At 34.2% G+C, this 26,173-nt stretch carries 25 protein-coding genes and 1 riboswitch; of the genes, 11 read left to right on the top strand and 14 right to left on the bottom strand.

What is annotated here, in order from left to right; genetic code table 11:
* Nucleotides 1-317 precede the first annotated feature (317 nt).
* From BM018_RS04840 to BM018_RS08300, 3 genes are all read left to right on the top strand, one after another.
* On the top strand, nt 318-656 hold the full coding sequence (locus BM018_RS04840; protein ID WP_092319179.1) for a hypothetical protein: 339 nt from the start codon (nt 318-320) through the stop codon (nt 654-656).
* A 159-nt stretch (nt 657-815) separates the two neighbouring features.
* Nucleotides 816-1,208, top strand: coding sequence for a DUF2147 domain-containing protein (locus tag BM018_RS04835; protein WP_092319177.1), 393 nt, complete (start codon nt 816-818; stop codon nt 1,206-1,208).
* Entirely contained in the window at nt 1,139-1,357 is a 219-nt protein-coding gene (locus BM018_RS08300; protein ID WP_407640966.1) for a hypothetical protein, read from the top strand. Before BM018_RS04835 ends, BM018_RS08300 begins: the two co-directional genes overlap by 70 nt.
* A gap of 26 nt (nt 1,358-1,383) precedes the next feature.
* Here the strand turns inward: BM018_RS08300 and BM018_RS04825 are convergent, their stop codons facing one another.
* Together BM018_RS04825 and BM018_RS04820 are read right to left on the bottom strand one after the other, a co-directional pair.
* Complete coding sequence (locus tag BM018_RS04825; RefSeq protein WP_092319175.1) at nt 1,384-2,712, bottom strand: CoA-disulfide reductase; 1,329 nt, start codon at nt 2,710-2,712, stop codon at nt 1,384-1,386.
* Between the two features lie 14 nt (nt 2,713-2,726).
* The gene (locus BM018_RS04820; protein WP_092319173.1) at nt 2,727-4,136 is read right to left on the bottom strand and encodes a cation:dicarboxylate symporter family transporter; all 1,410 of its coding nucleotides are present in this window, start codon (nt 4,134-4,136) and stop codon (nt 2,727-2,729) included.
* Between the two features lie 135 nt (nt 4,137-4,271).
* Between BM018_RS04820 and BM018_RS04815 the strand changes: the two genes are divergently transcribed.
* Nucleotides 4,272-5,768 carry an ABC transporter substrate-binding protein gene (locus BM018_RS04815; RefSeq protein WP_092319171.1) on the top strand — a complete coding sequence of 499 codons (1,497 nt, stop codon included), beginning with the start codon at nt 4,272-4,274 and terminating at the stop codon, nt 5,766-5,768.
* Nucleotides 5,769-5,902: 134 nt separating this feature from the next.
* Here BM018_RS04815 and BM018_RS04810 read toward each other — a convergent pair whose 3' ends face one another.
* From BM018_RS04810 to BM018_RS04770, 9 genes are all read right to left on the bottom strand, one after another.
* Nucleotides 5,903-7,138 carry a hypothetical protein gene (locus tag BM018_RS04810; RefSeq protein ID WP_092319169.1) on the bottom strand — a complete coding sequence of 412 codons (1,236 nt, stop codon included), beginning with the start codon at nt 7,136-7,138 and terminating at the stop codon, nt 5,903-5,905.
* Between the two features lie 15 nt (nt 7,139-7,153).
* Nucleotides 7,154-7,558: a flagellar export chaperone FliS gene (gene fliS, locus BM018_RS04805; RefSeq protein ID WP_092319167.1), complete on the bottom strand. Its 405-nt coding sequence runs from the start codon at nt 7,556-7,558 to the stop codon at nt 7,154-7,156.
* A gap of 56 nt (nt 7,559-7,614) precedes the next feature.
* A complete protein-coding gene (locus BM018_RS04800; protein ID WP_092319164.1) occupies nt 7,615-8,535 on the bottom strand; it encodes a PdxA family dehydrogenase in 921 nt (306 codons plus the stop codon).
* Entirely contained in the window at nt 8,535-8,912 is a 378-nt protein-coding gene (locus BM018_RS04795; protein WP_092319162.1) for a bactofilin family protein, read from the bottom strand. Before BM018_RS04795 ends, BM018_RS04800 begins: the two co-directional genes overlap by 1 nt.
* A gap of 10 nt (nt 8,913-8,922) precedes the next feature.
* Complete coding sequence (locus BM018_RS04790; RefSeq protein ID WP_092319160.1) at nt 8,923-9,765, bottom strand: hypothetical protein; 843 nt, start codon at nt 9,763-9,765, stop codon at nt 8,923-8,925.
* 74 nt (nt 9,766-9,839) lie between these two features.
* Entirely contained in the window at nt 9,840-11,768 is a 1,929-nt protein-coding gene (locus BM018_RS04785; RefSeq protein ID WP_092319158.1) for a DUF342 domain-containing protein, read from the bottom strand.
* A gap of 12 nt (nt 11,769-11,780) precedes the next feature.
* Nucleotides 11,781-12,989, bottom strand: a complete 1,209-nt coding sequence (locus BM018_RS04780; RefSeq protein ID WP_092319156.1) for an RNA polymerase factor sigma-54 — start codon at nt 12,987-12,989, stop codon at nt 11,781-11,783.
* Nucleotides 12,990-13,065: 76 nt separating this feature from the next.
* On the bottom strand, nt 13,066-14,781 hold the full coding sequence (locus tag BM018_RS04775) for a hypothetical protein (protein WP_143280419.1): 1,716 nt from the start codon (nt 14,779-14,781) through the stop codon (nt 13,066-13,068).
* Between the two features lie 26 nt (nt 14,782-14,807).
* Nucleotides 14,808-15,680, bottom strand: coding sequence for a tetratricopeptide repeat protein (locus BM018_RS04770; protein ID WP_092319152.1), 873 nt, complete (start codon nt 15,678-15,680; stop codon nt 14,808-14,810).
* Between the two features lie 148 nt (nt 15,681-15,828).
* Between BM018_RS04770 and BM018_RS04765 the strand changes: the two genes are divergently transcribed.
* The 4 genes from BM018_RS04765 to BM018_RS04750 all read left to right on the top strand — a co-directional run bounded on the left by BM018_RS04765 (nt 15,829) and on the right by BM018_RS04750 (nt 18,417).
* Complete coding sequence (locus BM018_RS04765) at nt 15,829-16,920, top strand: M24 family metallopeptidase (RefSeq protein ID WP_092319150.1); 1,092 nt, start codon at nt 15,829-15,831, stop codon at nt 16,918-16,920.
* Complete coding sequence (locus BM018_RS04760) at nt 16,910-17,275, top strand: hypothetical protein (protein WP_092319148.1); 366 nt, start codon at nt 16,910-16,912, stop codon at nt 17,273-17,275. Before BM018_RS04765 ends, BM018_RS04760 begins: the two co-directional genes overlap by 11 nt.
* Entirely contained in the window at nt 17,272-17,829 is a 558-nt protein-coding gene (gene efp, locus BM018_RS04755) for an elongation factor P (protein WP_092319146.1), read from the top strand. Before BM018_RS04760 ends, efp begins: the two co-directional genes overlap by 4 nt.
* A 78-nt stretch (nt 17,830-17,907) precedes the next feature.
* Entirely contained in the window at nt 17,908-18,417 is a 510-nt protein-coding gene (locus tag BM018_RS04750; RefSeq protein ID WP_092319144.1) for a GNAT family N-acetyltransferase, read from the top strand.
* A gap of 85 nt (nt 18,418-18,502) precedes the next feature.
* On the opposite strand, the gene BM018_RS04745 is transcribed toward BM018_RS04750, so the two are convergent.
* From BM018_RS04745 to BM018_RS04730, 3 genes are all read right to left on the bottom strand, one after another.
* Nucleotides 18,503-19,228, bottom strand: a complete 726-nt coding sequence (locus tag BM018_RS04745) for a hypothetical protein (protein WP_092319142.1) — start codon at nt 19,226-19,228, stop codon at nt 18,503-18,505.
* Nucleotides 19,229-20,075: 847 nt separating this feature from the next.
* The gene (locus tag BM018_RS07820) at nt 20,076-20,228 is read right to left on the bottom strand and encodes a hypothetical protein (protein ID WP_159428182.1); all 153 of its coding nucleotides are present in this window, start codon (nt 20,226-20,228) and stop codon (nt 20,076-20,078) included.
* 625 nt (nt 20,229-20,853) lie between these two features.
* Nucleotides 20,854-21,972, bottom strand: coding sequence for a GAF domain-containing protein (locus tag BM018_RS04730; protein ID WP_092319136.1), 1,119 nt, complete (start codon nt 21,970-21,972; stop codon nt 20,854-20,856).
* A 154-nt stretch (nt 21,973-22,126) separates the two neighbouring features.
* On the opposite strand from BM018_RS04730, the gene BM018_RS04725 reads away from it, so the two are divergent.
* From BM018_RS04725 to BM018_RS04715, 3 genes are all read left to right on the top strand, one after another.
* Complete coding sequence (locus BM018_RS04725) at nt 22,127-23,887, top strand: adenylate/guanylate cyclase domain-containing protein (protein ID WP_092319134.1); 1,761 nt, start codon at nt 22,127-22,129, stop codon at nt 23,885-23,887.
* On the top strand, nt 23,884-24,417 hold the full coding sequence (locus BM018_RS04720; RefSeq protein ID WP_092319132.1) for a hypothetical protein: 534 nt from the start codon (nt 23,884-23,886) through the stop codon (nt 24,415-24,417). The genes BM018_RS04725 and BM018_RS04720 overlap by 4 nt, the downstream gene beginning before the upstream one ends.
* A 33-nt stretch (nt 24,418-24,450) precedes the next feature.
* Nucleotides 24,451-24,551, top strand: a riboswitch (TPP riboswitch).
* Nucleotides 24,552-24,679: 128 nt separating this feature from the next.
* Complete coding sequence (locus BM018_RS04715) at nt 24,680-26,173, top strand: ABC transporter substrate-binding protein (protein WP_159428181.1); 1,494 nt, start codon at nt 24,680-24,682, stop codon at nt 26,171-26,173.

Genomic DNA, 26,173 nt, shown 5'->3' with positions numbered 1-26,173 from the left:
TGGAAGCCTAAACCTCCTTTCTTATAACTATAAGTATTGATAAATACAGTAGTTAAACATTTTCTAAACATTTTCAGAAAGGAGAAAATCTATGTCGTCGGTTATGAAGTTAAATTTTCATAAAATTTCTCTTCGTGTATAGGTATATTCTACTCTTAGAGTATTTAAGAAGAATAAGAGGGATGAAAATATCTTATGTCGTCGGTTTTTGTCTTGTTTTTTCCTCCTAATACTGTTATATATTATATCCTTTAAGTCTCAAACTAAACTTTAAATAATCTCATACTAAACTTTACATAACAACAGGCTTGAATCCTATGATATTAAAACCAGCTTTCCAACGATTTCACAATTTAATTGTAGAAATTTCTCCTGAATTTACTTTTGGAGGACCTGCAGGGCGAGGAATGCTGGCTTTAATATACAGACCTTCAATATATTATTTTAACAGCATTGGTCTTGATCCTAGCAAGTACTATTTCCATAACAGAGAGTCTGTTATCTTAAAAGCTCGTGACTTTTTTTTCCGTCATGATATCAAGTTAGGATACAGTTTGACCGGTAGAGGGATGTCATTTGCTGTAGTTTCGTTGTTGGAACACACTTTGTCCTCAGGAAGACTCGTTAGAGCAGGAATATTTGGAGCTTTTTCATAGGAAAAAGCTTCCCAAGAAGTATCCGTCACTTATTCCATATTTCCGTGGGCAAGTAGGTACATGGCTGGTAGATCGTTATCTTAAGCAACATTTTGCTATACAAATAGATACAGGTATAAAATGGAAATTTAATTAAAACTTAAATATAAGGAGAAAAGAATGAAAAAAATATTGGTTTTCAGTTTTTTGACCATCTTGACATCAACAATTGACAGTTGGTCGCAAGTTAAAGCAGAAGATATTTTAGGATCGTGGGTGATGCCCTCCGATAAAGAAAGCGGGCATAATTTAGATACTGTTGTAGAAATTTTCGAACATAACGGCAAGTTTTATGGCTATGGTTATGCATATCTCGATGGATCTGTAAATAATCAGAAAGATGCTCAAAATCCTGATCCTGCACTAAGAGATCGTAATATTAGTGATGTGATTTTTCTGTATGAGCTTGTATTTGATGGCAAAGAGAATGGACGAATGGTGAAATTTACCGACCAAAAGACGGAAAATATTTCTATAACCGCACTAAGCTATCAGATGACAAAAAGAAATTAATTTTAAGATCTACTATAGATAAAGCTGGAGTTTTTGGTGTTACACAGGAATGGTCTCGGTTGGCAAATACTTCTAAGTTTGATGAATTAAGAAAGTCAAAAAGTACATTAATTTCTTTGCTTTCTACTGTAAAAAAACATAAAAAATAATAAAAACTCCCCATTTCGGGGAGTTTTTATTTTGATGTATTGCCTGCTATATTAAGTGCTTCCCAAGTTCGTGCAAATGGTGGCGCATAAATAAAATCTAACATACCTAATTCATCAACCGTCATTTTTTTGAAGATAGCTGCTGCTAATGCATCTACTCTTAAAACGGCATCTTGAGGACCACATATTTGTCCTCCTAACAAAATCCGACTATTATTATCATAAATCAATTTAATATATAGAGGAGTTTTACCGGGTATATAGCTGGTATGGTTGAAATCTTGAATAGTATTGGTACTGTAATTATATCCAGCACTCTGTGCTTCATGTTCGCTGATACCCGTACGTCCTGCTTCGAAATCCATAAAACGTAGCGCTGAAGACCCAAGCGTGCCTTGGAATTTTATATTTTTCCCTGCTAAAATATCCCCTAAGCATCGTCCTAATTTATTTGCACTTGTTGCTAAAGGAATATAACGTTGCTGATTAAGTACACAATGTTTTATAGTTGCGCAGTCTCCTGCTGCATAGATTCCTTTAATATTTGTTTTTGCTTGGTCATCAATGATAATTGCACCATTGGGAAGCATTTCCAAACCAATATTTTGACACCATTTGGTTGCTGGACTAAAACCTGCAGCAATAATTACAAGATCTGCAGCATAAGTGTTTGTATTTGTATGGACAAATTGGATTTTTTTCTTGCCACTGAATTTTATTACTTTTTCTTCTAATCTAAGATTAACGCCATGTTTTCGGATGGTGTTTTCCAAATGTTCGGTAATTTCAGGATCGAATACTCGACTGCTCACTCGCGAATCCAATTCAATAATGGTTACCTCTTTTCCTTGATGCAACATAGCTTCTGCTGTTTCCAAACCAATAAATCCTCCACCGATAATTACAACTTTTTCTACATTTGGAAGAGCTGTACGCAATGCTGCACCGTCTTCCATTTTAGTTAATGTATGAACCCCCTCCAAATTAATACCTTCTATGTTTGGAATAAAAGGAGCAGCTCCTGTGGAAATAAGAAGTTTATCATAAGGTAAAGTGATCATCTCCTGAGTTTGTGTGTTTTTGGCTGATATGGTGTTTGCTTGAGGATCCAGAGAAATTGCTTCGTGAAATAAGCGTACATCAATATTTATTTTTTGAAATGCTTCTAAAGGACGAGCGATCATTTCGTTTTGGTCGTCAAATTCGCTTGCAACAAAATACGGCAGCCCACAAGCTCCAAAGGATACCAAATTTCCTTTTTCCAACACAATAATATTAGCGTTGGGGAGGTTTTTTCTTAAACGTGAAGCTGCTGACATTCCTGCAGCATTACCCCCAGCAATTATTATATTCATATTTCCCTCTTTGATTAGATATTTTCTTGATTTTCACTAGAATTGTATTTCTTGATATCAAGAGTGTTTAATTCTTTATCGGTACTAACAGCAGAGGTCATTGCTCCAGCAACGTTGACCATTGTCCGTGCCATATCAATGATGGGATCAATTGCTAAAACAATAGCCAATAAGTTAAAATGCTGGCTCAAACCAATTCCAGAAAGCATAATTGATGCTGCCATAGTCGCGCTACCTGGAATACCTGCTATACCTAAAGAACCTAATATTGCTACCATAACCACCATAATCATAAAATTTAAATCAATAGGTGTCCCTGTCATGCGTGCTACCAACATTGCTACCATTGCTGGAAAATAACCTGCACAACCATTCATGCCTACTGTTGATCCGAGAGATGCTACGAAATTGGCAGTTCCTGTGTTGACTCCTAATTTTTCTTCTAGAGTTGAAATAGTCATTGGTAGGGAGCCTATAGATGAACGGCTTGAAAATGCCATCAACCATGCGTTCATTGATTTTTTGACGAATGTTATGGGATTGAGTCCGTGTACTAAGATAATAACCATATAAACAATAATCATAATTGCTGATGCAATATATACTAAAATAATAAATGTCATAGCTTCTCTGATAGCGGACATACCATTGGAAATAAGTGTCTGGGCTATCAAAGCAATAACTGCATAAGGCATAAATTTAATGATAGTCATAGCCATGGACATAACAATTCTATAGATAGCTTCGATTAGGTCGTTGAACACTTTCATAACAGCCTGATATTTTTCTTTGCTGGACATAATACGTGCAGAAAACCCAATGAATGATGCAAAAATAACAACACCGACGATATTTTCGTTAACCATTGCAGCAACAGTGTTTGAGGGAATTAAACCGAGCAATACACCAACAATATTAGTGACTTCACGAGCAGCTCTTGTACTTTCTTTGACAGCAATATCAGCTCCGAGATCGACGATAGATGATAAAATGATACCAACAATTGCTGCGATTCCTGTAGTAAATAACAACCAAAACAAAGCGTGATTAATTAATGCTTTAATATCGATACTGCTCTGTAAATTGAGGATAACACGGATCATTGATGCAAGAATGATGGGAATAACCAACATTCTGATAAAACTAACAAATGCAGTCCCAAATAATGAATACCAAGATATACATTGTTGAATCCAAAGGCTCGATTTTATTGTTTCAGGTGTTGGAAATCCTGAAATAGCTTGGATTCCGAGCCCTAAAATAATCCCAATGATCAAGCCTACAAACATCCGGATAGAAAAATCGATTTTTTTATTTTCTAACACTTTTATAATAAAAAAACATGCTATTAATAAAATTAATGATAAAGCAGCCATTGGTTCTGATAGAGCTAAAAAGTCTCTAAAAAACGGGTTTTGAAACATTGCTTTCTCCTTAGATTAGATATGTTTAAATTATACTATGTTTATATGAAAATGCAAATATATTAAATAAAGACTTTATATTTGACAATGTCTTTTTTTTCTTTTATAATGTAAAGGTCTATGTAGGAGGCAGACATGAAAAAGAAATTGTTTTATAGCCTGGCGGCATTTTTTATTTTTATTTCTTGCGGCAGTGCAACCAATAGTGGCCAAATTACTGTTGCTGTACCTGTGGAAGCGGTTTCTTTAGTACCTTATCAATCAAATGATACGCATACTCATAGAATTATGAATCAAATGTTTGAACGGCTTTTTGATATGGATAAAGATGGGAATATTATTCCTGTATTAGCGACTGATTGGCGTTATGTTACTCCTACTGAACTTGAGATAGATATCAGACCGGATGTTAGATTTCATAACGGTAGTATATTGACAGCTGAAGATGTTGCTTATAGTATTAATACGGTGATATCTTCACCTGCATTTCAAACACTTTTCGGACCTATTAAATCTGCTACTGCTATTAATGATTTGAAAGTAAAAATAATCTTAAAAGATCCTACAGCATTTGCTTTAGCACTACTGACGCATGCTGGTATGATTATTGTCAATAAGAAAGTTGTGGAAAGTCAAAATGCCAATTCAGAACATGTAGGTACGGGACCTTTTATGTTCTCGCATTGGAATAGGGGTCAAAATATTATTTTTCACAAATTTAATGATTATTGGGGGACTCCTGCTAATGTTCAAACATTAAAATTTCTACTTGTTGCGGATTCATCAGCACGCTCTATTGCGATAGAAACAGGTGAAGTTGATATTGCCTATGATATTGATGGTAGTGATCGTGAAAGATTAAAACAAAATCAACAGCTGACTTTTTTAGAAATGGCATTGCCTCGTATTGAATATTTAGGTATTAATGTTGGAAAATCACGAAATCCTATGTGGAAAAATGAAAAAATCCGTAATGCGGTTGCATCCAGTTTAGATTATCAAGGCATTATTAATGCTATATTATTTGGAGCAGGTGATATTGCTTCTTCTGTAATTCAAAATTCTGTTGTAGGTTATTATGATGGATTACCTCAACGTGAACGAGATGTGGCTTTAGCAAAAAAGCTTCTCAAAGAAGCCAATATTTCTGAAAATGTAAAAATTACCTTATGGACTACAGAAGGATTGAGGCAGAAAATTGCAGAAGTTATTCAGGCTAATCTCTATGAATTAGGTTTTAATGTCACTGTTGATATTTATGAGTGGGGTAAATATTTGGAAGCAATCAAAAATGGAGATTCAGAGTTATTTTTGTTAGGATGGACCAGTGTACCAGCAGATGCAGATTTAGGAATTTATCCTTTATTACATTCGTCTAGTTTCGGCCCAAAAGGGAATTTTACTTTTTATTCTAATTCTATAGTTGATAATACGTTAGATGTTGCTCGACAAGAACTCAACCCACAAAAACGTAAGCGTTTATATCAAACTATACAAGAGCAAATATATAAAGATGTACCTTTAATTCCTTTGTACTATCCATATCAGAATGTTGTGGTACAAAATAATATTGAAGGATTTATGCTTAATCAGTTTTCTATACATAAATTAGCATCAGTAGGAAAAAAATAAATTATTGATTTTGGTAATTAGTATCCATTTTCCGAAAATAGACTAATTTATAGCGTAATCCTTTATGTTCTAAGGAATTTTTCTTAATTGAAAATTGATGTTTGGCTTGAATTAACTTTTTCTTAAGCCCCATTTTATATTCCTAACTCATCCATTAAACGAATATATAAATGATAGAAATCTTTGTGAATAAGTTCTTCTATTTTTGAATCTGGTAAAAATTCAAGTAAAGTATCTAATTCTTTTAAAACTGCTGTAAATTCTTCCTTTGATAGTGTAGTAAACGGTGATGATGACATAGGGATACTGTTGTTTAATAAAGTAAGAGTGTCTTCTGAAATAATTTTTTCTTGAGGAAGAATAATGTCAGTTGGGTGAATATCGTCAATTTCAATAGTTGTTGGTGTTGAATCTTCTTTTTCATACTTTACTATTTCTTCTTCTTCTTCTTCTTCTTCTTCTTCTTCTTCTTCTATTGCAATATTATTAAATTCTGATAGATTTAAAGAAATTTTATTTTCTTCTAATTCTTGAGGAATAAAATTAGTTAAATAGTCAATTTCATCTTGTGGTGTTAAAGTAGATGTATTTATAGTATAATCTGAGATATCTGGTGTTATGGGAGTTGAAAATTGATCATCATTTATTTCTGAAGAGATAATGTTTTCGATCTGTTGCTCAAAATCATCATTGTCCTCAGTAGTCAGCTCACTATTTTTATAAGAGATACTAATTTCTTCTAGAGGAATATTCTGAAATGTTTGATGAACTTCTTTATCGAAATCTGCGAAAATCTGATCTAAATCATTATTTGAAGAAGAGATAGGTGACAGCAGTCCTTGATTAAGAGAAGCTAATGTACCTTTTAGTTCTTCGAGATTTTGTTCTAGTTGATTGACTTCGATGTCAAATTGATTAAGCATATCATCTAATTCATCGTTTTGTGTTGAAAAATCAGAAATTTCATTTAACATATCTTCGCTTTCCTTAAGCACATTTTCATGAGAATTTAGAGAAAAATGGTCTTTATTATGGTATGGAATAAGTCCGTCCGATTTAGTAACCTCTTCATTTTCTAGGGATGAAGATGTATGATGATTATTCCATCGAGCAAAAGCATCCAATTCCGAAATTTCTTCTTTTTCTAAAAATTCAGGTCTAGGTAAAAGAGAGACTTCATTCTCAGGAGCTGGTTGAATATTAAATTTTTCTTCCAATTCACTTTCTGTAGGTGTATCACTAAAAATCTTGTCTAAATTTGGATCTAATGGAGTAAAATGTTTTTCTTGAAGGAAATCCGGTGTTTCTATAGGAGTTTCAAGATTTTCTTTTTCCAAATCAAAAATTTCCACATGTAAATTTTCAGACATAATAATTTCCTCAACTTATCCTGAAATATTGATATTTTTTATTTCAAGAGTATTGTTTTCTTCTTTATTTAATAATTCATCCCAAGCAGATTTTAAATTTTGTAGGATTTCAGATACTTCCTGTAAAATATCACTCTTTTTTTGAAGATTTGCTTCTAAAAGACGTCTGTGTATGTATAAATATAATTGTGATAAAGTATTTGAAATTTCTCCTGCTTCAAAATTAAGTGATGACAATAACTCTCCTACAATATTTTGCGTTTTAATGATATTTTCATTGGCTTTTTCGTAGTTTTTTTGATTAATGGCATCAATAGCCAGTTGTGTAAAACGGACAGCCCCACTGTAAAGCATGACAACTAATTTAATACTGCTTGCGGTTTCGATGTCATTTGTTTTGTAAACGTGATGCCCTTGCATGAAACACTCCTATTTTAAGATGATAATATTTACATCGGATTTTTTTTGAAAAATATTTAGATATGATGACCTTTTTTCAGAACAAATAAAAGTGCCTGAAGCATTACAGATGAATCTGCTTTGTTTTTGCCCGCAATATCAAATGCGGTTCCATGATCTGGTGAAGTGCGGATAAACGGAAGTCCTGTAGTAACATTCACTCCATCATAAAAATGAAGCAGTTTGAATGCTGTTAATGCTTGATCATGATAAGGCGAAACTACTATATGATATTTTCCTTGTTCGGCGTTACGGAAAACAATATCTCCTGGAATCGGGCCTTGAATATTATATCCTTGATTTTGGAGTTTTTGAGTCACCGGAATAAAAATATTTTGTTCTTCTAATCCTATAGTTCCGTTTTCGCCAGCGTGAGGATTGAGTCCAGCAACTGCTACGATAGGAGATTCAGAATGATAAATTTTAGCAAAAGAATGGGCATGAATAATAGCCTGTGTGAGACGTAATGCTGTAAGTGAAGAGGAGACTTCAGACAGCGGAATATGTATAGTTGCTAATAAAGTAGACCAATTCTCGCTCCAAAAAATCATTTCGGTTTCACAACAAAACTGTTCTGCTAAATAATTTGTATGGCCTGTGAATTTTTTGCCGGCAAGAACAATAGCAGCTTTAGAAACAGGTGCCGTCACGAGTCCAGAATATTGCCCTGTCCTTAATAAGGAAACAGCAATTTCAAGATTTTGAAATGCGATTGCTCCCGCTGAAGCAGATATTTTGCCAAAATCAGGAATAAAATCATGAGCAGAAATGTAATATTTTAACGAAGGATATAATCTTGAAATTATATTACAAGAAAATTGATCCCCAATTATTTCAATGCGTTTTAATTCTTGTGGTACTAATTGGGATAGCATATCACAAGTGATTTCAGGACCAATGCCATTAGGATCTCCTAAAGTAATAATGATTTTACTCATTATTCAAATAATTTATGAATCTCATTAGCTATGTTTGCAGAAGGATTTATACTGATATGACAATGTCCGTCCCACATTACACCGTTTTGAATGATTAATTCTGGTGAAGTGATGTCGCCTAAAATTTTTGCTGTAGGTAGCAACATTGTACGCACATGAGCAACAATATTTCCCAGTACGGTTCCTTCAATAACAATGGAGGAAGCGGTAATATTTGATTTAACACGTCCCAATTTACCGACAGTAATATGTTCTGTATTAAGATCGTTGCCTAAAAAGGTGCCATCAATACGTAATTCACCCTGCAATTGAATCGTACCTTCAAAGGTAGAATTTTCGCCGATAACGTTGTTTTTATTGGTGATTCGGTGTGGCATAACAAAACTCCTACAATTCTTTTTTATTTTCATTTATATTGATAGTATCGATAATATCTTTTTCTGCAATATGAAGATATTCCTCAAGTTCTTGAGTAAATGTCAGGCATTCTTCAAGTGCTACTTTTAACGTTAACCCATAAATACGGCTGTCCGGTGATACACCACTGATGTTCTTATTGAAATCCTCTTCTGTAAAAGAAGAATCATTTTGTATATTATAAATATAATTTTTTATACTTGTAATAAAAATGAGTAATTTTTGCAATAAATTTTGATATTCTTTTTGACTAATAGATTGTTTCATATTGTGTTGTTTTGTTTTTCCGTAATAATCTGTTCCAAAATCAATATAGTTGATATAATTTTTAAATAATCTTAAAATTTCTTGATATTGTAAATAAATTATTTCTCTGATATTGCTAGTTTTTGAGGATGAAATTAAAATTTTTTGTGTAAATAAGTTTAAATAATTGTCATTAAAATAGTTAATGATTGAATAAAATTCGTTAATAGGTTGCTTTCCATATTTTGAATATTGCTCGATAGGAACTTCTGCTAAAGCCATAAAATCTTCTATTGATGTTTTATAGTTTGCTTCTTTTGAGGTTGAAACTTGTATGCTTTTTTCTAAATTATTAGCTGTAATATTATATTTTTTGAGATCTTCCCATGTTAATTCATATTTCTTCAATTTTTCTAAATCATGTTTTATCTGTTTAAGATCTTTATATATCTGGAGTAATTTTTCTTGATCTTTCAAACCAATACATGATAATTCGAATTTTCTTTCCAAGATTTTTAATTTATTGTAAATAGGCTCTATATAGCCATCCACTTCACTGATATACATAAAATTTTCCTCACAATCTGTAAATTAATAACAGTATAGTTGATTTATACTAAAAAATCAACTAAATGGATGGTTTATTTTTTAGCTTGATTTTGTAATAATTGCGGAGCTTCATAAGGTTTCATGATAATTTTGTTATCTTTTTTAACAAAAGAGCCGCTATTTTGCGGTGTTGAAATTTCTAAATGTGCATCTCCAATTGTTAATTTTACACCAGGCATAATCTTTTTTTCTACAGAAATCATCGCTTCTGAGTGGTTTAATCGTATTTGTTCGTTAATGTGCTCGATAGTTTGTAAACCTTTATTTTGTTGTTTTTTCAAAGCAAAAAGATTTTGTTCCAGCTGGTGTACTTTTTGCGGAGGCAATTTGCTGGATAATCCGTTAATTTCGTCCTTCATGATGCCATATTGTTTTTCTTTTTCCTTTACGAACAGATGCATTTTTTCGAGTTCATTAAGTAGTTGAGCAGAATATCCTGCTTCAATCTGCGTTTCGATATATGATTCCGCGCCGATTTGTTTAGCGTAAATGCGATTTTTAGCTTGTAATATGCCGCCTGCAATAATTGATTTTTTGCCTCCCAGTACAATAATATTTTTTTGGCAGATTACTTTGCTGTGAAGAATAGAGTCACTTACGATAATGTTTTGCCCTACTGATAACTGGCAACGTTCGATAAATTTGGCATATAAGCTGCCACTGCATTCTATATGTGCTTCGTCTTTTCCTTGGATTCCTTTGTGTGCAATAATATCGCCTTCAGCATGAATGACGCATTTGCCAACATGCCCATGAATTTCAATGTTTCCTCCGGAATGTACGGAAAATCCGTCATTGACATTCCCTTTAATGATAATGCTGCCTAAGAAATCAATGTTTCCTATGCTTAGATCGACATCACCAGCTACTTCAAATGACGGATCAACGCAAAGCTGATTGTTTTTGTTGAGGTACACTTGGCCGGTTGTTGCTGCAATGGCTTCCAAACCGTTTTTTGAAATAGTTATGTTATCTCCGATATTCCAAGCTAATTCTTTACCAGGTATTGCTTGGATAATTTCTCCTGATAAAGTCATACCGTTGGTGCCGTTGGTGGGAGGATGCATCACCGCAACAACATCACCTTTATGGACGTTGTGGATTATGTTTAATTCTTTGAAATCTACACTTCCGTCAGGGCGCACAGCATATTTAATACGATCTTCACCTACTGGAAAGGAGTATTCAATATAAGCATTAGTCCCGTTTTGGACTGGCGTACCTTCTGCGATTGGAATAGAGATTTGATATAGTTCATTATCTAGTGCTTCTGTTACAGCAAGTTCATTGATACCGTGGACAACACCTATTTTTTTGAGGCCGTCAATTATCTCATTTTTTTCAGGTATTCTACCTTTATTTCCTGGATTTGAAATACTCAGAAATGCTGTCATATCATTTTTGTCAGTGCTGATTGAAAAAGTAGCATCCTGCTCTGATTTGATATATGGAGCAATAATTAATGTTTCTCCTGGACTTTTTAATGCCTTTTGGATCAGAATATTATTAATATCTGTGATATTCCGGCGTTCCAATTCTGCTTCGATGTCTTTAGTATATACTGGTTTTCCTATACCTTTTGGAGGGTAAACAACCAATTCTAACCCTTTTTTTCTCATGATCAAACGGAAAGTGCCATTTTTATTTTGAGCTAACTCGTTATTTTGAGTGTAGTCACTTTTTTTCTTCAGGGAAGACAGAACTTCTGGTTTGATCGAAATTAAGTATTGATTAGGAATTTTAAACCAACCCAGAAAACCAGGATTTCCTTTTATTAGTTCTTCGCAGATCAAGTAACTACTATCAATTCCGAAAATATCCACTGCTTTCTTCAGTGCCTCTTTCCGAGAAAATGCCAGAACTTCAATATCAGAGTGCTTAGCATGATCTGCAATTTGTTGAGCGTCCTGCAGCAATTCCGCCCATTGATCACGCTCTATTAACTCTCTTAACCGATCCATAATTCACCTTACCTATTTTAATTTTCTTTCATGGATAGAGCCAATTCCTAAATCATGCCTATATTTTGAAATGGTTCTGCGTGCAATGGAATGTCCCTGCTTCTTTAAAATAAGAGCAATACTATCATCCGAAAGAGGTATATTTTTGTCTTCATTATCAATAATTTTTTTTATTAAGCTTTTGACGATCAGACTGTTGCTTTTTCCTACTTTGTGTGTCAGGAGGGATGAAAACGGATAAATTTCGCCGTTAAACATAAAATGTCTCCCTGATAGAGCTCGTGAGACGGTAGAAATATGGCGGCCCGTGATTTTGCCGACTTCTTTCAATCCAACAGGCTGTAATGGAGATGGGCCTCCCAGAAAAAAATCTTTTCGTAAATTTACTAATGCATCAGCGTGTTGTTGTAGGCCTTGTTTTCTGAGGGTTAAAGCATCCAAAAGTAATTTTGCTTCTTTCCCTTGTTTTGAAGATACTGCTTGCAAGGGTATGATGATTTCTTCCGTAATGTCGCGATAAGGTATCACTGAAATATGATCAGCATGAATTTTTATTTCAAAATCCGGAATAATTTTCAATGTTTGTGTTCCAAGGGGACTAAGAGGAATTTTTTTAATATGCTCTAAAGCCTGATCAATTTCGTGTTGAGGAAGTTTTAATTTCTTATATAAAAATTCCTTACGGATTTTGTTTTTTTTGAAATGTGTAATGACTTTTGCTATTTGATGTTCTACAGAAGTTTCTCCAAATTGATTTTTTGTGATAAATTCTAAGTATTCATAGTAATCAATTGAACCAAGTCCGAGATAAGAACCATGCATGATTTTTTTTCTCAGGAATTCTGTACGCTCGGCATCAAGCGATAATGAATCACAAAGTTTTTGAGAAGTGGTTTCTAAGAATCCTTGGCTGTTTAGGCTTCCAAGAATCAGATAAAGTATTTTATCGTCATTTGCGTCCTGCAGGTCGAGGATCAATTCTTCGCGGATTTCTTGATAGAAATTTGTTTCCTGTGCTAAAATTTCATCAATGGCAGCAGGGTAGGAATTTTTATTTTTTTTCGCGGTTTCAAACGAGCGCGTCTTAATAAAAGGATTGTGTTCTGATATCGAATCAATAAGTATAGTAATTTGTGCTCTATTCATCGATAAAATAGATAATTTTTGTTTCATAATCTGCGAAAAAATAAATGTCTGATCGGACCTTTGCTCGAAATTCACATATTCCTTCTTTTTTTTGTTATATCTTATTTTCGGTCACATTTCCTCATATAATGAGTTCTTTATTAATATTCCTCTATTCTATCCAAGAAATTGCTGAAGAATCAAATTTTTTAGTAAGATTAGAATAACTTTGTTGCTGCGTTTTCAATTTTTCTTCTGTGCTGTTAAGCTTATCCTGCACTTGTTGGATGTTAATTTGATAGCTATCAATAGTATTCTTATTTTCGTATAATTGTTTGTATACGCTTCTTAGAATTTTATATTGTTGGTTGACTTCATTAATATTTCGTTCTGCTTCTCGAATTTCTTCCAACAATTGCCGTTCTGTTTCAATTATTTTAATGATATATGAACTATCTTCTTGTGTATTGTCGGCAAAGTATTGGTAAAGGGCATCCAAGTTCTCACTGGTGCTCCCGTAAGTATCTTCCGGCATAAAACCCTCTAAAACTAGAGAAATACTTGGTATATTGTCTTCATTTTGTAAGGTTTCTAGAGTTTGGGCAGCTGTTTCTTTGATGAGAAATTCTTCATTAGCAGCCATGTTTGATTCGATAGTAAATGTAATAGGAATGTTTAAAGTGGCTACTACATTGCCATTTCGTAGTCCTTGTGCTGTTAGCGTTGCTTGGAATGTGCTGCTTGTATTGTTGATACTACTGATTTTCCAGCCTACAAATCTTGCCGAACTTTGAGGTCCTAGGTCTTCTAGGGTTTTAGGATTGGAGCTGAGCATATTAAATCCAGGAGGAATTTTCAAATCCAGATTAACTTGATCGAAAATTTCGGTTGATGTATTTTGAACCCAAAAATCAAGCCTGATAGGATTCTGATCCTGTGCGCTCATTACGCTGGAATTAATTTTTAATCCGTTGTTACTGGTGTTGATCACCCCTGAAATCCCAATAATAGTCGTAATAGAGCGTGATGAATTAGGGCTGAGTTCTTGAGGATTATAATACATGACAACGGCTGTATCTTGATCGGAAAGCAGGTTGCGTGGATTATGTCTTATAGTCCAAGGATTAGACAATGCATTGTTAAGTGACGTAAAAAGGATACGATCTGGCTTGGTCGTTCGTGACGACTGAAGAATACCTCGTACCGTATAAGGCGATAGTTGTCCTGATTGATCAGTACTAAACCAATATTCAGGAATATCGCTACTACTGAGTTCAGTTTCTGTATTAATTTCTATGTCTCCCGGAAGCATAAAAGGAATATCCTGTCCATCCCCAGGAGTTGGGTCCAATACCAAACGTGCTCCTATTTTTTGGATACGGCCGCTGTTATTTCTGAACTGATATGTTACCGAAACCGCATCATTAAGCAGCGTATCGGGATTTTTGATAATAGAGATAATTTGCAAAATATCAACATCACCCAAGCGCCATGCATAAAGTATTTGATCTCTCGCTTCGGAAATGATCGGCACAGAAAGCCAACGCCCTTCAGGCGACCCGAAGACAATTGGTGTTCCATTGATATTTAAGGTAGTAAAGTTAAGAGCATTTTGGATTTGACCTAAAATAGCGTTTTCTGATAGAATTTTATCCTGAACAGGAGTCAATGGAACAATAAATTCTGGCGCGTTCAATGATGTAATTTTAGGAAGATATGGATTTTGTGCATCGGCAATAATATAACGCCCTGTTTGAGGATCAAGGCTCACTTTAAGAAATTCGTTGCTGATACTGACCCAATTATCTTGAGAATAAAGTGCATGAGGTAAAAAAACAAGAGTGATGATAACAATATACTTTAATTTTGACAGAGACTGACACAACATATTTTCTCCTGATTTTTTTATTTTCATCATGGCGAATTTCCATCTTTAGCTGCGAATGCCTGGCGGTTTGAAATAGCTTTGGATCTGATGCTGCTTATTTTTTCTAGCAGTTCGAGTTTTTTTTCTTTTACCATAAGCAACCGTTCTTTGAGCTGTAAAATATTTTCGATTCTTACGATTAATTCTTTTTTCGACTCAATTGCTAATGCCTTTTCCTGACTCGAATTGATAGCATTTTGAGCGTCGGGATTTTTATTCTGATAAGAGTCTGTTTTGAGCTGTGCAATCAAAATCCTTACGTCGTAAGACATTGCAGAATCAGGGTATTCCGAAAGAATTTGTTCCAAAGTTCTAAGTGCTGCGGGGTAATTTTCTTCCAAAAGATAGCCACGAGCTATCCAATACAAAGTATTATCAGCTAACCCATCCTGACCTCCGTAATTGAAATTGTAAGTGCGTAGGATCTCAATTCCTTCTTTGGAATTGCCTGATAAAATATAGCTTTTTCCCAGCTTAAACAATGAACTTGTATACTCTTCAATTTCTGTGTATTCTTGAGCAACTGCTTTATATTGTTCTATTGCCTGGTTATATTTTTTTTGTATGAAGTAGATGTCACCTAAATAGAAATGGGATTTTCCTTTATAAAATCTTACAGCACGCCAGTCTTTCGAACGGAAAGGAAATGCTGAAATACTTCGAAAAGAAATTTCTGCTTGTGTTAAATTGCCTTCAGTCATATATTGAAGCCCGACAATATAAAGCCTGTTGAGTGCATCTTCGGTGTATTTTGGTTCGTCTCGGAATGAAGCTGTATCAATAGTATCAAAAGTTTGAGAAAAATTAAATCCAGAGAATAGAAATACGAAAATAGCAGCAAAAAGTAAACTTTTTTTCATAATGCGCCTCAAAAAAATTCTACTTTAGAGATATCGGAATTAACAATCTTAAATCTGAAGTGGATTAATAAAAAAATCAAAAAAAGATGCTTGATTCTTTTTGAAAAATCAATTATGATTTATCTTCTTTATTCATTAAGGAGGCAGTATGCCAAAGGGAATGATAAAAAATCCTATCTTTGAAAAGCGTCTTATTAAAGTAACGCAACTCCTTTCTGCAGATGAGGCTCTTTTAACTGTTCATGCTCCTGATATTTTTTACCTTACAGGCTGCACGGGGAGTAATAATCATTTGCTTATTTTTCCTGATAAGGTATATTTGTTTACAGATGGGCGTTATCTTCTTCAAGTGGAGGAGCAATGTCAAGTTACTATTATTTTGGAGGAAATAGGGGTTAATAATCCTTTTGGTGCTGCATTAAAATCGATCTTAAAAGGAACTTCTCTTAAAAAGCTGAAATTTTCTACCGACAGCATGAGTTATCTAATGGGTAAATCTATGATCGAAGCACTTCCTCCTTACACTCAAGTTATGCAGGATGTGACGATTGCACAAACCAGAATGATCAAAGATGAACTCGAAATAGAAACCATTAGACAGAATACCTGTATCACTCAAATGGCATTTTTGTATATACAAAGCTTACTTAAACCAGGAATAACAGAATTGGAATTAGCGGCGGAGCTGGAATATTATTGCCGTAAGCAGGGTGCTTCTGCGGTGGCATTTGATATTATTATTGCTTCAGGAAAGAGAGCAGCCTTGCCTCATGGTGCTGCAAGTTCTAAAAAAATAGAAGAGGGTGATTTAATCCAATTTGATTTTGGAATTGTGAAAGATCATTATTGTTCGGATTTCAGTCGAGTTGTGAGAGTTGGTGAAGTGGATTCTAAGCTTCTTCAAGCAAGGCAAATTATTGAGGATACTATTAAAAAAGTACAACAAGATAGTCGTTGCGGGATGACAGGCAGTGAAATCGATAAGATTGCCCGTGATTATCTCCACCAACATGGGTATGATGAGTATTTTGTTCATGGATTAGGACATTCTTTAGGTCTGGAAGTCCATGAAAATCCACGTCTTAACCAAACTTGGAATTATCCTATTACTGAAAATATGGTGTTAACTGTAGAACCTGGAGTTTATTTTCCTGGTTTAGGCGGTGTACGTTTAGAAGATATTATGGTAATGCGTAGTACAGGATTTGAATATATTACTGAGTGTGGATATGATTTCTAAAGAAACAATTCAGAATATAATAAAAACAGTTTTTTGGAATTCTTGGATTAAAAGTTTTGTATTTTTTGCGATCTGTTTTGCGGCAACAGCATGGATTGTCAGCCATTTTTCTGATGTTTTTACTACATTTTTTAACTGGAGAAACAAAAATTTTTGGACAGGCTTGGCTGTTTTAATACCCACGGTCTTTTTAGTACCTACGTTTATGAATATGTTTTTGTTTATCAAGATTGTTCAAATTGCAGATAATACTCAAAAAACAAATAAATTAATCCAACAGTATATCAAAAACAAACAGCAGCCTGTATTAAAATCAGTGAAAAAACAAAATTTTAGTTTGGAGAAGAAAAAATGAATTATGAAGATATTAAAAAAGGTATGATTCTGAAATTTGAGAATGATTTGTGGTATGTGGCTTGGTGCCAGCATCATAAGCCAGGAAAAGGCGGAGCTGTGATGCGAACGAAACTTCGGAATGTGCTGCGTGGTAATATGTTGGAACGTGTTTTTAGAGGAGGAGATACTCTTGAACAGGCACGTGTTGATAATAAAACTGCTCAATTACTTTATCGTGATGGTTTGGATTTTGTATTTATGGATCAAGACACTTTCGAACAATATACGGTATCGGAAGATATCGTAGGAGATGCTGTCAAATACTTGAAAGATCAAATGCTTGCTGAATTGAAGATATATCAGGATGAAGTTATAGCAGTAGAGCCTCCTATGTTTGTGGAACTTGAAGTTGTTGAAACTGATCCTGGTCTCAGAGGAGATACAGTGAGTGGGGGTTCAAAGCCTGCTACTCTAGAAACAGGAGCTGTAGTTCAAGTACCACTTTTTGTGAATGTTGGTGAAAAAATCCGTGTTGATACCCGTGATGATCGTTATATTGAGCGTGTAAAATAGTTGACATTTGAAAGAGTTATTGCTATTTTTATACTGAATAAACGCACTATTCATTAGTGCGTTTTTTAGGAGATCATTATGGATCATGTTTTTATCAGAGCTGAACAGCCTGATGATCGTATGAAGATTGCAGAAGTACTAGTACGAGCTTTTAATCGTTTTGATGAATCAAATTTAGTTAATCGTCTGCATGCGAGTAAATTTTTTATTCCTCAATTTTCTTTAGTTCTTGAAAAGGATGAAAATATTGTTGGTTATATATTGCTGCATCCTATATTTCTTGTGAATGAAGAGGAAGAAGAATTTACTTGTTTGAGTCTGGCACCTCTGGCTGTGCTGCCTCAGCAACACGGAAAAGGATATGGTACTATGTTAATTCAAGAAGCAATAGCTCGAGCAAAAGAATCGACTTACCCTTTGATTATTGTATTAGGACTTCCGCAAGTATATACAAAATGCGGTTTTAAGACTGCATCAAAATATGGTATTAAATCACCTTTTGATGTTCCAGATGAATATTTTATGGTATACCAGCTTCATAAAAATGATATTTCAGGAACAGCAGTATATCCTGAAGTTATGTTTTAGCTCTGATAATGTCAAATAAAATCCCAGTCTATATAGACTGGGAGATGATTAACAAATATTAAATAGTTTTAGAAATAACTTTGAATTATTTTCCAAACATATAACCAAAAGATACAATAAGATTATAATTAATATAATTGATAGCTCTTAATGTTTTATTGTTTACTTTTTCATTAAGGAAATTATCGCCATCTTTATTATTATATGCAGGGAATAAAAAGTTAAGAGAATGTCTAAATCCTATTACAAATCCATTATTCATAATATATTGTGTACCGATAGGAAGGTTGATTCCCACGTGAAAAACACCCCCGGCTTCTGTACTGTGGTATTCATCGTATTCTGAAGAGTGGAGTGTCATGTTTCCAATAGCGAGATTAATACCTAGAATATCAAACATCAATTTAGCATTATCAAATTGACGTCCTACTGAATAAGTAGAACTAATATATCCATATGGTATGTCTAATCTGGCGCCTAATCCTGGCGGCAACTTTCTCTCAGCTATTGTAAGCATGGTGTCAAAATTCATACCAAAACCAATAAGTGCATCAACACCTTGTACTACAGAATTTTTTGTGCCGAAAAATTGATATCCTAAGTCTACAGCTATTACACCTCCAACAAAAGTTGTTGTTTCCTGCTGTATTTCTACTTCAGGGCGTTTTTTCCCATCCAAATATTCTAATGGTTGAGTAGTACTAGCAGATAAACCTCCTCCTGCTTTGATTACGAAATTGTGTGCCCCAACAGCAGAAAACGCAGGACTTATAGCTAAAACAAGTACTGCTAAAGTATACAGTCTTTCCATCTAAGATCTCCTTAAAATATTGCTCATATTGCCTCGAGCATATTTACATATGCATTATACTATATTTTTATTTTTGTGTCAACCGTAAAAATTGATATTGTATAATTTGGAATAATATGCAGAATAGACATGATGCATTTATAAATTGGCTATTCTTAAAGAATCTATTACCAATAAATCCAATTATCTTTCAAGAAGTCATATTTGATTGATTTATCTGTTTTTTTTGGTCAGAGATATGTCGTAATGCTCTAAAAACGTTTGTACACTGTAAATAAATGCAATCCATATTAAGAAATTAGCTGGCGTAAGATATCGTAATTGTATGGAAACTGAAGAAATCATTCTTAATAAGGATCCAATACAACCCGTGATAATCAATACAGTGCAAAAAGATCGGTCTTGTAGAGGGTATATCATGAAAAAACGTTTGGAATATAAAAGATATAAGGAAAAAATGCTAAGAAAAAAATAGAACCATTGTAGAAAGAAAAACACGAGAACTATTTCTGTGGTTCTGATGAATGTTTTCCTAAGAAATTCAACAATATTAAATGAAGGGTGGGATAATCCTTTTTGATCCAATATATCTTGATGAAAAGCTGGTTCATAAAGAGAATGCATCTCAACAAAATAACCCTTCATTGTTTTAAGCCGAAAAAATAAATAATAAGGAAGATTATTTATATAAATTGGCAGTGCTTTCTTTAGTGTAAGGCCAGACTTCCATGAAGTTCCGCTTAAAAGTTTCTCATTGACTCCTGTATTCTCAAATGTTATATAATCAACATGAATGTTTGTACTGCTTAAAATAGTGTCCAAGACCTGATTGCGATTAGAACCTCGATTATTCTTCTTTTAATATTTCATCAGGGATCAGCAGTTCTTTTTTATAATAACTCATTCCTGTAATATCGTAAATTGTAATGAGTTCAATACTGTTGATTGTGCTATCATAATCTTTGATATTCTTTTTTGCTAAGTAATTGAAGCCTATCATTGCTGTTATACAGATGATACAAGCTAAAAATGAATAAAATTTTGACCGAAATGCCGTGAATAGAAAATATACGAGTAAAGGAATAATAATGATTACTGCATCTCTTCTAATAAAGGTAGAAGAAATCAATAGTATTATCGATAGTAAAAAAATATTTTAGATTTATTTTTTCGAAAAACCGTATAACTGCCAATTGCAAGTGTTAAAAAACTCAATAAAAGAACATTATTAGTGATGTTGGTCAAAAAAATAACAATACTGGGACAAAATGCAAATATTATATAATTATAGAGATATTTTTTATTTGAAAGAAAAAGGGGAGGGATATAGATAAAGTTTAGGTAAATAAGAGGTATGCCAATCCAGTAGAATATATTATGCAGCAGGCCTATAGAATTCTTTAGATCAATTATATTAATTAGGTATTTCCACAAAGAAGGGTAAAACCAACCCATCCAGTTATTGAATATATCGATATTGTAATAAACATAAGAATTATCCCAGTTGATTCCGTAAGGATAAGCTAAAATTCCTGTGAGAAAAAATCCAAATATCGAAATATAAATAATTGAAAGGTACGGTTTGTCTTGATTCATGAAAATTCCTTATTTAACATTTTGTTATGTTATAGATTGTAAAGATTTATTTTATTAAGAAGAGTATTTCTGTTGATGCCAAGAAAACATGCAGTTTTTAATTTGTTATAATTGTTTAAATTTAATGCTTGTGAGATGAGTATAGTTTCTATTTCTGCGATGGCGTTATTGTAAATGTTGCCAGAAGATTCAGACATTTTTTTAGAAGCCCATTGGTAAATATATTCATTATAAGAGAAATGCTGTTGAGTGTAATTATTTATCGGAAATAAAATTTCTAGTATTTTACGGCATACGGTAAGATCGATGATTTTGTCTTCAAAGCAGTAGTAATTTTTGTCAACAACAAAAAAAAATTGGTCAGCTGCACAAGGAATAGTTAAGCGAATATGAGAAGGCATTTGATTATTTTGATGATGCAGAACGTTAATAGTTGTGTTGTCAAAAATTTCTGTATTAGGGATAACAGGGGCTGCCATTCGGCCGAATTCGTAAAGTAGAGTCCCTGACTTATTGATAATACATGCTCCTTGTGCATGAATGCTTTGAGCCAGTTTGGCAAATAGATCTTGTGGGTCTTGGATGGAAGGCAGCTCTAATAACAGTTGTAAAATCCCGGACAGTTTATTAAACTGCATTTTTTCCAAAAAATAATTGGTCGCTGAGCAACTGTACCCAGCAATCATTTGAATAAGTTCTAAATGCCAGTCGGTAAATGAATTTTTTTTTATATTATCCAGTGTGATCGCTCCTAAAGTAAATCCCTTAATATTTAGAGGTACAGACATTTCTGATTGAATAGACTCATGAAGTGTAATATATTTAGGATCCAACGAAATATTATTAATAATTTGAGGAAGACCATTCTGAATTGTGGTTCCTGTAATTCCGTCGCCTATTTTCATTTGTGTTGAGTTAATTATTTCGGGATCATACCCATAATATGTGCAGAAGTATAGCCAATCCGAGTTTTCATCCCAGAACATAATGGAACCACTGGTAGCTTCTGTAAGAGCAATACAATCTTTGAGTACGGTATTTAACATAGAGTTGAGATCAGGTGCGTCGAACATAGTTTGCTCTAAATAATAAATACGTTTCAGCTGTTTGATACGTTTTTCTAAGCACTTAATATCTGTTTCGCTCATTGAAAAGCTCCAATTCTTTATATTGTAATATTATAAAGAAATATCTAAAAAATGCAATCCCTTTTGTATAGAAATTTTTTTTATTTGATATAATACTTGATTTTTTTGAAAGAATTAATGATAATAAAAATAATGCTACGTATAATGTAGAATAATGCAGAAAAAGAAAAGTAATAGTTCCTCCGGTACTCCTGAGCATATGGCTGTCAAATTTGGTATACGATATAAGATTTTAGTAGTTATTATACCTTTAATTATTGTTGTATTTGTGTTTCTAGGAGTAACGACATATTTTTCGTCAAGTAACGGTATTACGAAAATTGCTAAAGAATTTTTAGGTTATCGTCTGGGAGAAGTTTTTCGATTTGCTCAAGCTCAGATTTTAAGAAGGGATGTTCCTCAACTAGAAGGTTATTTGGGAGAGGACTGCCGAATTAATATTCTGGAATACAGCAAAAAATTTCCAGAAGAAACAGTTGTATTAATTCCTTATTCCGGAGAGTTTACTGTTGACAGAGCATCGTTTTGGGCATCCAAAACCAATATGAATATGGAAGAAATAGAGGAATTGTTTGTGCTGCTTAAAAAATATGAAGAACAAGCCGCGCAAAATCCTAATTTAGAAAGTAGCTGGCTTGAATACACAGCTCCTGATCGTACTAAAAGAGTCGGTGTTTTTCTGCCCAATATTGATCTTCAAGCATGGATTGTAATGGTAGTTCCTTACGATTATTTTTATAGTCCTGTTCATGAAATTATGAAGTATTTAGGAGTTATTTTTGCTGCGGGTCTTTTTATTTCTACTCTTATAGTATGGAGTTTTGTTGATTTTCTGACAAAACCGTTAAAAGATTCAGTGAATACGATCCAGGCTATTACTAAAAATATGGATCTGACTCAGCGCATCAAGATTTCATATCTTGATGAAATTGGTTATCTTGGACGTAGTTTTAATGATATGATCGAAGAGCTGGAGAAAGCCTATAATCAGATTAAAAATTATGCATACCAGGCAGTGCTAGCAAAAACAAAAGAAGAACAAATCCGTTTTATTTTTCAAAAATATGTTCCGAGCAATGTAATCGATTATGTTTTGAACAGATCATCAGAAGCTTTGCTGGTCGGCAATAAGCAAATAGTATCGGTTCTTTTTTCGGATATTCGTGATTTTACGACAATTGCTGAAATGCTCCATCCAGAGGATCTGGTTTTGTCTCTCAATGCTTATTTTACTGAAATGGTCAACGAAATTATTCAAAAAGAAGGTATTATTGATAAATTTATCGGTGATGCCATAATGGCAGTTTTTGGTGCTCCCAAAAGTACACCTTACGATGCAGATCATGCAGTAGCTGCAGCACTTGGCATGTTGAACGGCATCGAACGTTTTAATGCACGGCAGAAGGGGCAAGGTAAAATTACTTTTGAAGTAGGTATTGGCATCAATACAGGAGAAGCTGTGGTTGGAAATATTGGTTCCGAACAAAAAATAGAGTTTACGGTAATTGGCGATACGGTGAATCTTGCTTCTCGTCTGGAAGGCTTGACCAAACAGTATAAATGTCCAATTTTGATCAGCGAGTTCACAAAGGATGCATTGTTTGATAAAGACCGCTATTTCTTTGTTAAGGTTGATACTGTTAGGGTTAAAGGTAAAGCGTTTCCGGTGAAGATTTTTGAACCAAAGTTAAAGCAACTCCTTACTTCACCTCAAATAATGTTCTATCGTCGCTATCACGAAGCGTTACAGCTTTATTTTGAGGGTCTGTTTGCTCAAGCGTTGCCTAAATTTTCAGCTTTGAAGCAAGAAAATCCTGATTTTTATTTGGCTTTTTTGTATACCGATCGTTGCTCTCATTTTATTGAACAACCTCCTCAAAATTGGGATGGTGCCGCAACTTGGGGGATTAAATGATATCATTACAGCCTTTATCTAAAGCACGTGTTTGGACAAAGGAAATGTTTCATTCATACATTAGTTTTGTCGATGGCGGAAAACTTCACGAGGAAATGCAGCAGTATTCTAATATCAGCCATGATCGTTTAAAATTAAACTATTACTATCCGACTTTCAAAAAAATTGCTGGTGTTAATATTGAAATAGGTTCTATTTTTGTGTATCGTAGTTCGTTGCAGGAATGTTTAGAGTTGCTGAATAATTTTGTTGAAATTTGTGGTTCTTTTCGTGCTCCGATATACAATGCTCTTCAAAATTTCGAAGCCTTGGTGCATTGGACAGAAGCCCAATTGCTTGAAGTACCTGATTATGACCATTGTCAAGGGTACATCCTTAACCAAGAACTGGTACGTTTTGATATTCTCAATGAGCCTACTTCTTTGCAATTTAAATATAAGGATCATATTGATGATACTTATATTTTATACCAATTGTCCTTTTTGTTGGCCCGTAATCAATATTTTATTTTGAGGAGAAAAACATTTTAAACTTGCATTGTGCCGAAAAAATAAGCTATAATACTTGAAATACTCGGGAGCATTTTGCTGAGAGGCCGATATTTCGGCGACCGATATAACCTGATCCAGTTCATACTGGCGTAGGGAGTATTTCTTTTCGATAAAAGTCTGCTCAGCTCCCTGTATTTCAATGGGGGTATTTTTGGACTTTTATACCAATCTACTTTATTCTTTATCTATGTGTACTTTTACAACCTTTTTCGAATCTTTTTTTGGTCTCCTTTTAGGAGGTTTGGTTTCTATTGTAATATTTTTGTGGACCATAAGATATCCAAAATTATCAAAAATAGGGGTATATTTTATATTCACTTTACAAATTATACCATTTATTGCACTTGCGCCGTTAGCAGTATTGATTTTCGGTTTTTCTATATATGTGAAAATCATCATAGTAGCATGGATGGCTTTTTTTCCTTGTTTTTTGAGTATATCAAGGGGGTTCAAAGAGTTATCTGGATCTTTGGTTTATCTTTTTGATACCCTTAAAGCCAACCAAAAGCAAAAACTTTTTCACTTGTATCTGCCGTTTTTAAGGTCGTATTTTTTTTCCGGATTTAAATCCGCAGGAATATGGGCTGTGAGCGCTGCGATCAGCGCAGAAGGACTCGGTTCCGAGAAAGGATTAGGAGTTTATTTTGCTAAAGCACTCAGCTTGTTCCGAATGGATCTCGTGTTTTACGGAGCAGCAGCCAGCGCTTTATGCGGAATTTTATTGTATGCTGTTGTGGTATTGCTGGATCTTCTGTTTCAGCCTCGTTTTCAAAGAGACTTTTTCCTCAAAAAAGGAGTTATTATGAAGAGTGTATGGTTCCTTATTTTGTTTTTATCGGCGTGTATGCGTCAGGAGGATGTTAGTTTAGCGCTCGACTGGACACCTAATACACGCCATATTGGTTTTTACGTTGCGCAGGATAAAGGTTTTTATCAAAAAGAAGGGCTTAATTTGAAAATTATCGAGGCGAACAGTAAGCCCGAAAATTTAGTTGCTGCGCGAAAAGCAGATTTTGGGATTTCTTATCTGACAGAAGTTCTGCTGGCTTATCAAAACGGGCTACCGATTAATGTGGTTTCTGCTCTTGTAAGGCGTGATCTTTCGGGCTGGGCAGTTAATAGGGACGGAATTATATCATTCAAGGATCTTGAGGGAAAAACATACGGTTCCTACGGTGGTGCAAAGGAAATAGAGCGCTTGAAAAGAATTTTCGAGCGTCAAGGTGCGGATTTTAGTACCGTTAGAATCTTGGAAATTTCAGCGCCGGGAGTGGTTCCTTTTGGTACGGATTCTCCTAATGCACCAGATTTTATCAACACTTTTGAAGACTGGGCATTTGTCGACCTAAAAATACAAGGCAAAAAAGTTTCTTTTATTCCAAAAAGAAACTTTGAGAATCAAGGGGAATACTACTCTCCGGTTTTGATTGCATCTAAAGCCTTGCTGGAAAACGATCCTAAAAAAGTTGCAGGATTTCTCAGAGCCACAGAAGCAGGCTATCGTTATACTTACGAATATCCCGACGAAGCTGTGGAAATTTTTGTCAAGCGCAATCCCGAATACACCAGGGCATTTATTCGGGAAAGCCTGAATATACTAAGTCCACATTGGTTCACGGAAACAGAGCAGTGGGGTATTATGGATTTGCAAGTGTGGCAGGAACGTACCCAAGAATGGATTGATGCTGGCCTTATCGAACCTGGGTTTGATCCCAAAGTGCTAATCGCAGAGTGA

This window comes from Brevinema andersonii (genome assembly GCF_900112165.1).
Classification (GTDB): Bacteria; Spirochaetota; Brevinematia; order Brevinematales; family Brevinemataceae; genus Brevinema; species Brevinema andersonii.
Note: the sequence above shows the minus strand (reverse complement) of the source record. Positions and strands in the feature narration are given on the sequence as shown.

Bases quoted from the DNA above. Each gene is read 5' to 3' on its own strand.
- BM018_RS04840 (WP_092319179.1), top strand. From the start codon at position 318: ATGATATTAAAACCAGCTTTCCAACGATTTCACAATTTAATTGTAGAA.
- BM018_RS04835 (WP_092319177.1), top strand. From the start codon at position 816: ATGAAAAAAATATTGGTTTTCAGTTTTTTGACCATCTTGACATCAACA.
- BM018_RS04825 (WP_092319175.1), bottom strand. From the start codon at position 2,712: ATGAATATAATAATTGCTGGGGGTAATGCTGCAGGAATGTCAGCAGCT.
- BM018_RS04820 (WP_092319173.1), bottom strand. From the start codon at position 4,136: ATGTTTCAAAACCCGTTTTTTAGAGACTTTTTAGCTCTATCAGAACCA.
- BM018_RS04815 (WP_092319171.1), top strand. From the start codon at position 4,272: ATGAAAAAGAAATTGTTTTATAGCCTGGCGGCATTTTTTATTTTTATT.
- BM018_RS04810 (WP_092319169.1), bottom strand. From the start codon at position 7,138: ATGTCTGAAAATTTACATGTGGAAATTTTTGATTTGGAAAAAGAAAAT.
- fliS (WP_092319167.1), bottom strand. From the start codon at position 7,558: ATGCAAGGGCATCACGTTTACAAAACAAATGACATCGAAACCGCAAGC.
- BM018_RS04800 (WP_092319164.1), bottom strand. From the start codon at position 8,535: ATGAGTAAAATCATTATTACTTTAGGAGATCCTAATGGCATTGGTCCT.
- BM018_RS04795 (WP_092319162.1), bottom strand. From the start codon at position 8,912: ATGCCACACCGAATCACCAATAAAAACAACGTTATCGGCGAAAATTCT.
- BM018_RS04790 (WP_092319160.1), bottom strand. From the start codon at position 9,765: ATGTATATCAGTGAAGTGGATGGCTATATAGAGCCTATTTACAATAAA.
- BM018_RS04785 (WP_092319158.1), bottom strand. From the start codon at position 11,768: ATGGATCGGTTAAGAGAGTTAATAGAGCGTGATCAATGGGCGGAATTG.
- BM018_RS04775 (WP_143280419.1), bottom strand. From the start codon at position 14,781: ATGTTGTGTCAGTCTCTGTCAAAATTAAAGTATATTGTTATCATCACT.
- BM018_RS04770 (WP_092319152.1), bottom strand. From the start codon at position 15,680: ATGAAAAAAAGTTTACTTTTTGCTGCTATTTTCGTATTTCTATTCTCT.
- BM018_RS04765 (WP_092319150.1), top strand. From the start codon at position 15,829: ATGCCAAAGGGAATGATAAAAAATCCTATCTTTGAAAAGCGTCTTATT.
- BM018_RS04760 (WP_092319148.1), top strand. From the start codon at position 16,910: ATGATTTCTAAAGAAACAATTCAGAATATAATAAAAACAGTTTTTTGG.
- efp (WP_092319146.1), top strand. From the start codon at position 17,272: ATGAATTATGAAGATATTAAAAAAGGTATGATTCTGAAATTTGAGAAT.
- BM018_RS04750 (WP_092319144.1), top strand. From the start codon at position 17,908: ATGGATCATGTTTTTATCAGAGCTGAACAGCCTGATGATCGTATGAAG.
- BM018_RS04745 (WP_092319142.1), bottom strand. From the start codon at position 19,228: ATGGAAAGACTGTATACTTTAGCAGTACTTGTTTTAGCTATAAGTCCT.
- BM018_RS07820 (WP_159428182.1), bottom strand. From the start codon at position 20,228: ATGATAGGCTTCAATTACTTAGCAAAAAAGAATATCAAAGATTATGAT.
- BM018_RS04730 (WP_092319136.1), bottom strand. From the start codon at position 21,972: ATGAGCGAAACAGATATTAAGTGCTTAGAAAAACGTATCAAACAGCTG.
- BM018_RS04725 (WP_092319134.1), top strand. From the start codon at position 22,127: ATGCAGAAAAAGAAAAGTAATAGTTCCTCCGGTACTCCTGAGCATATG.
- BM018_RS04720 (WP_092319132.1), top strand. From the start codon at position 23,884: ATGATATCATTACAGCCTTTATCTAAAGCACGTGTTTGGACAAAGGAA.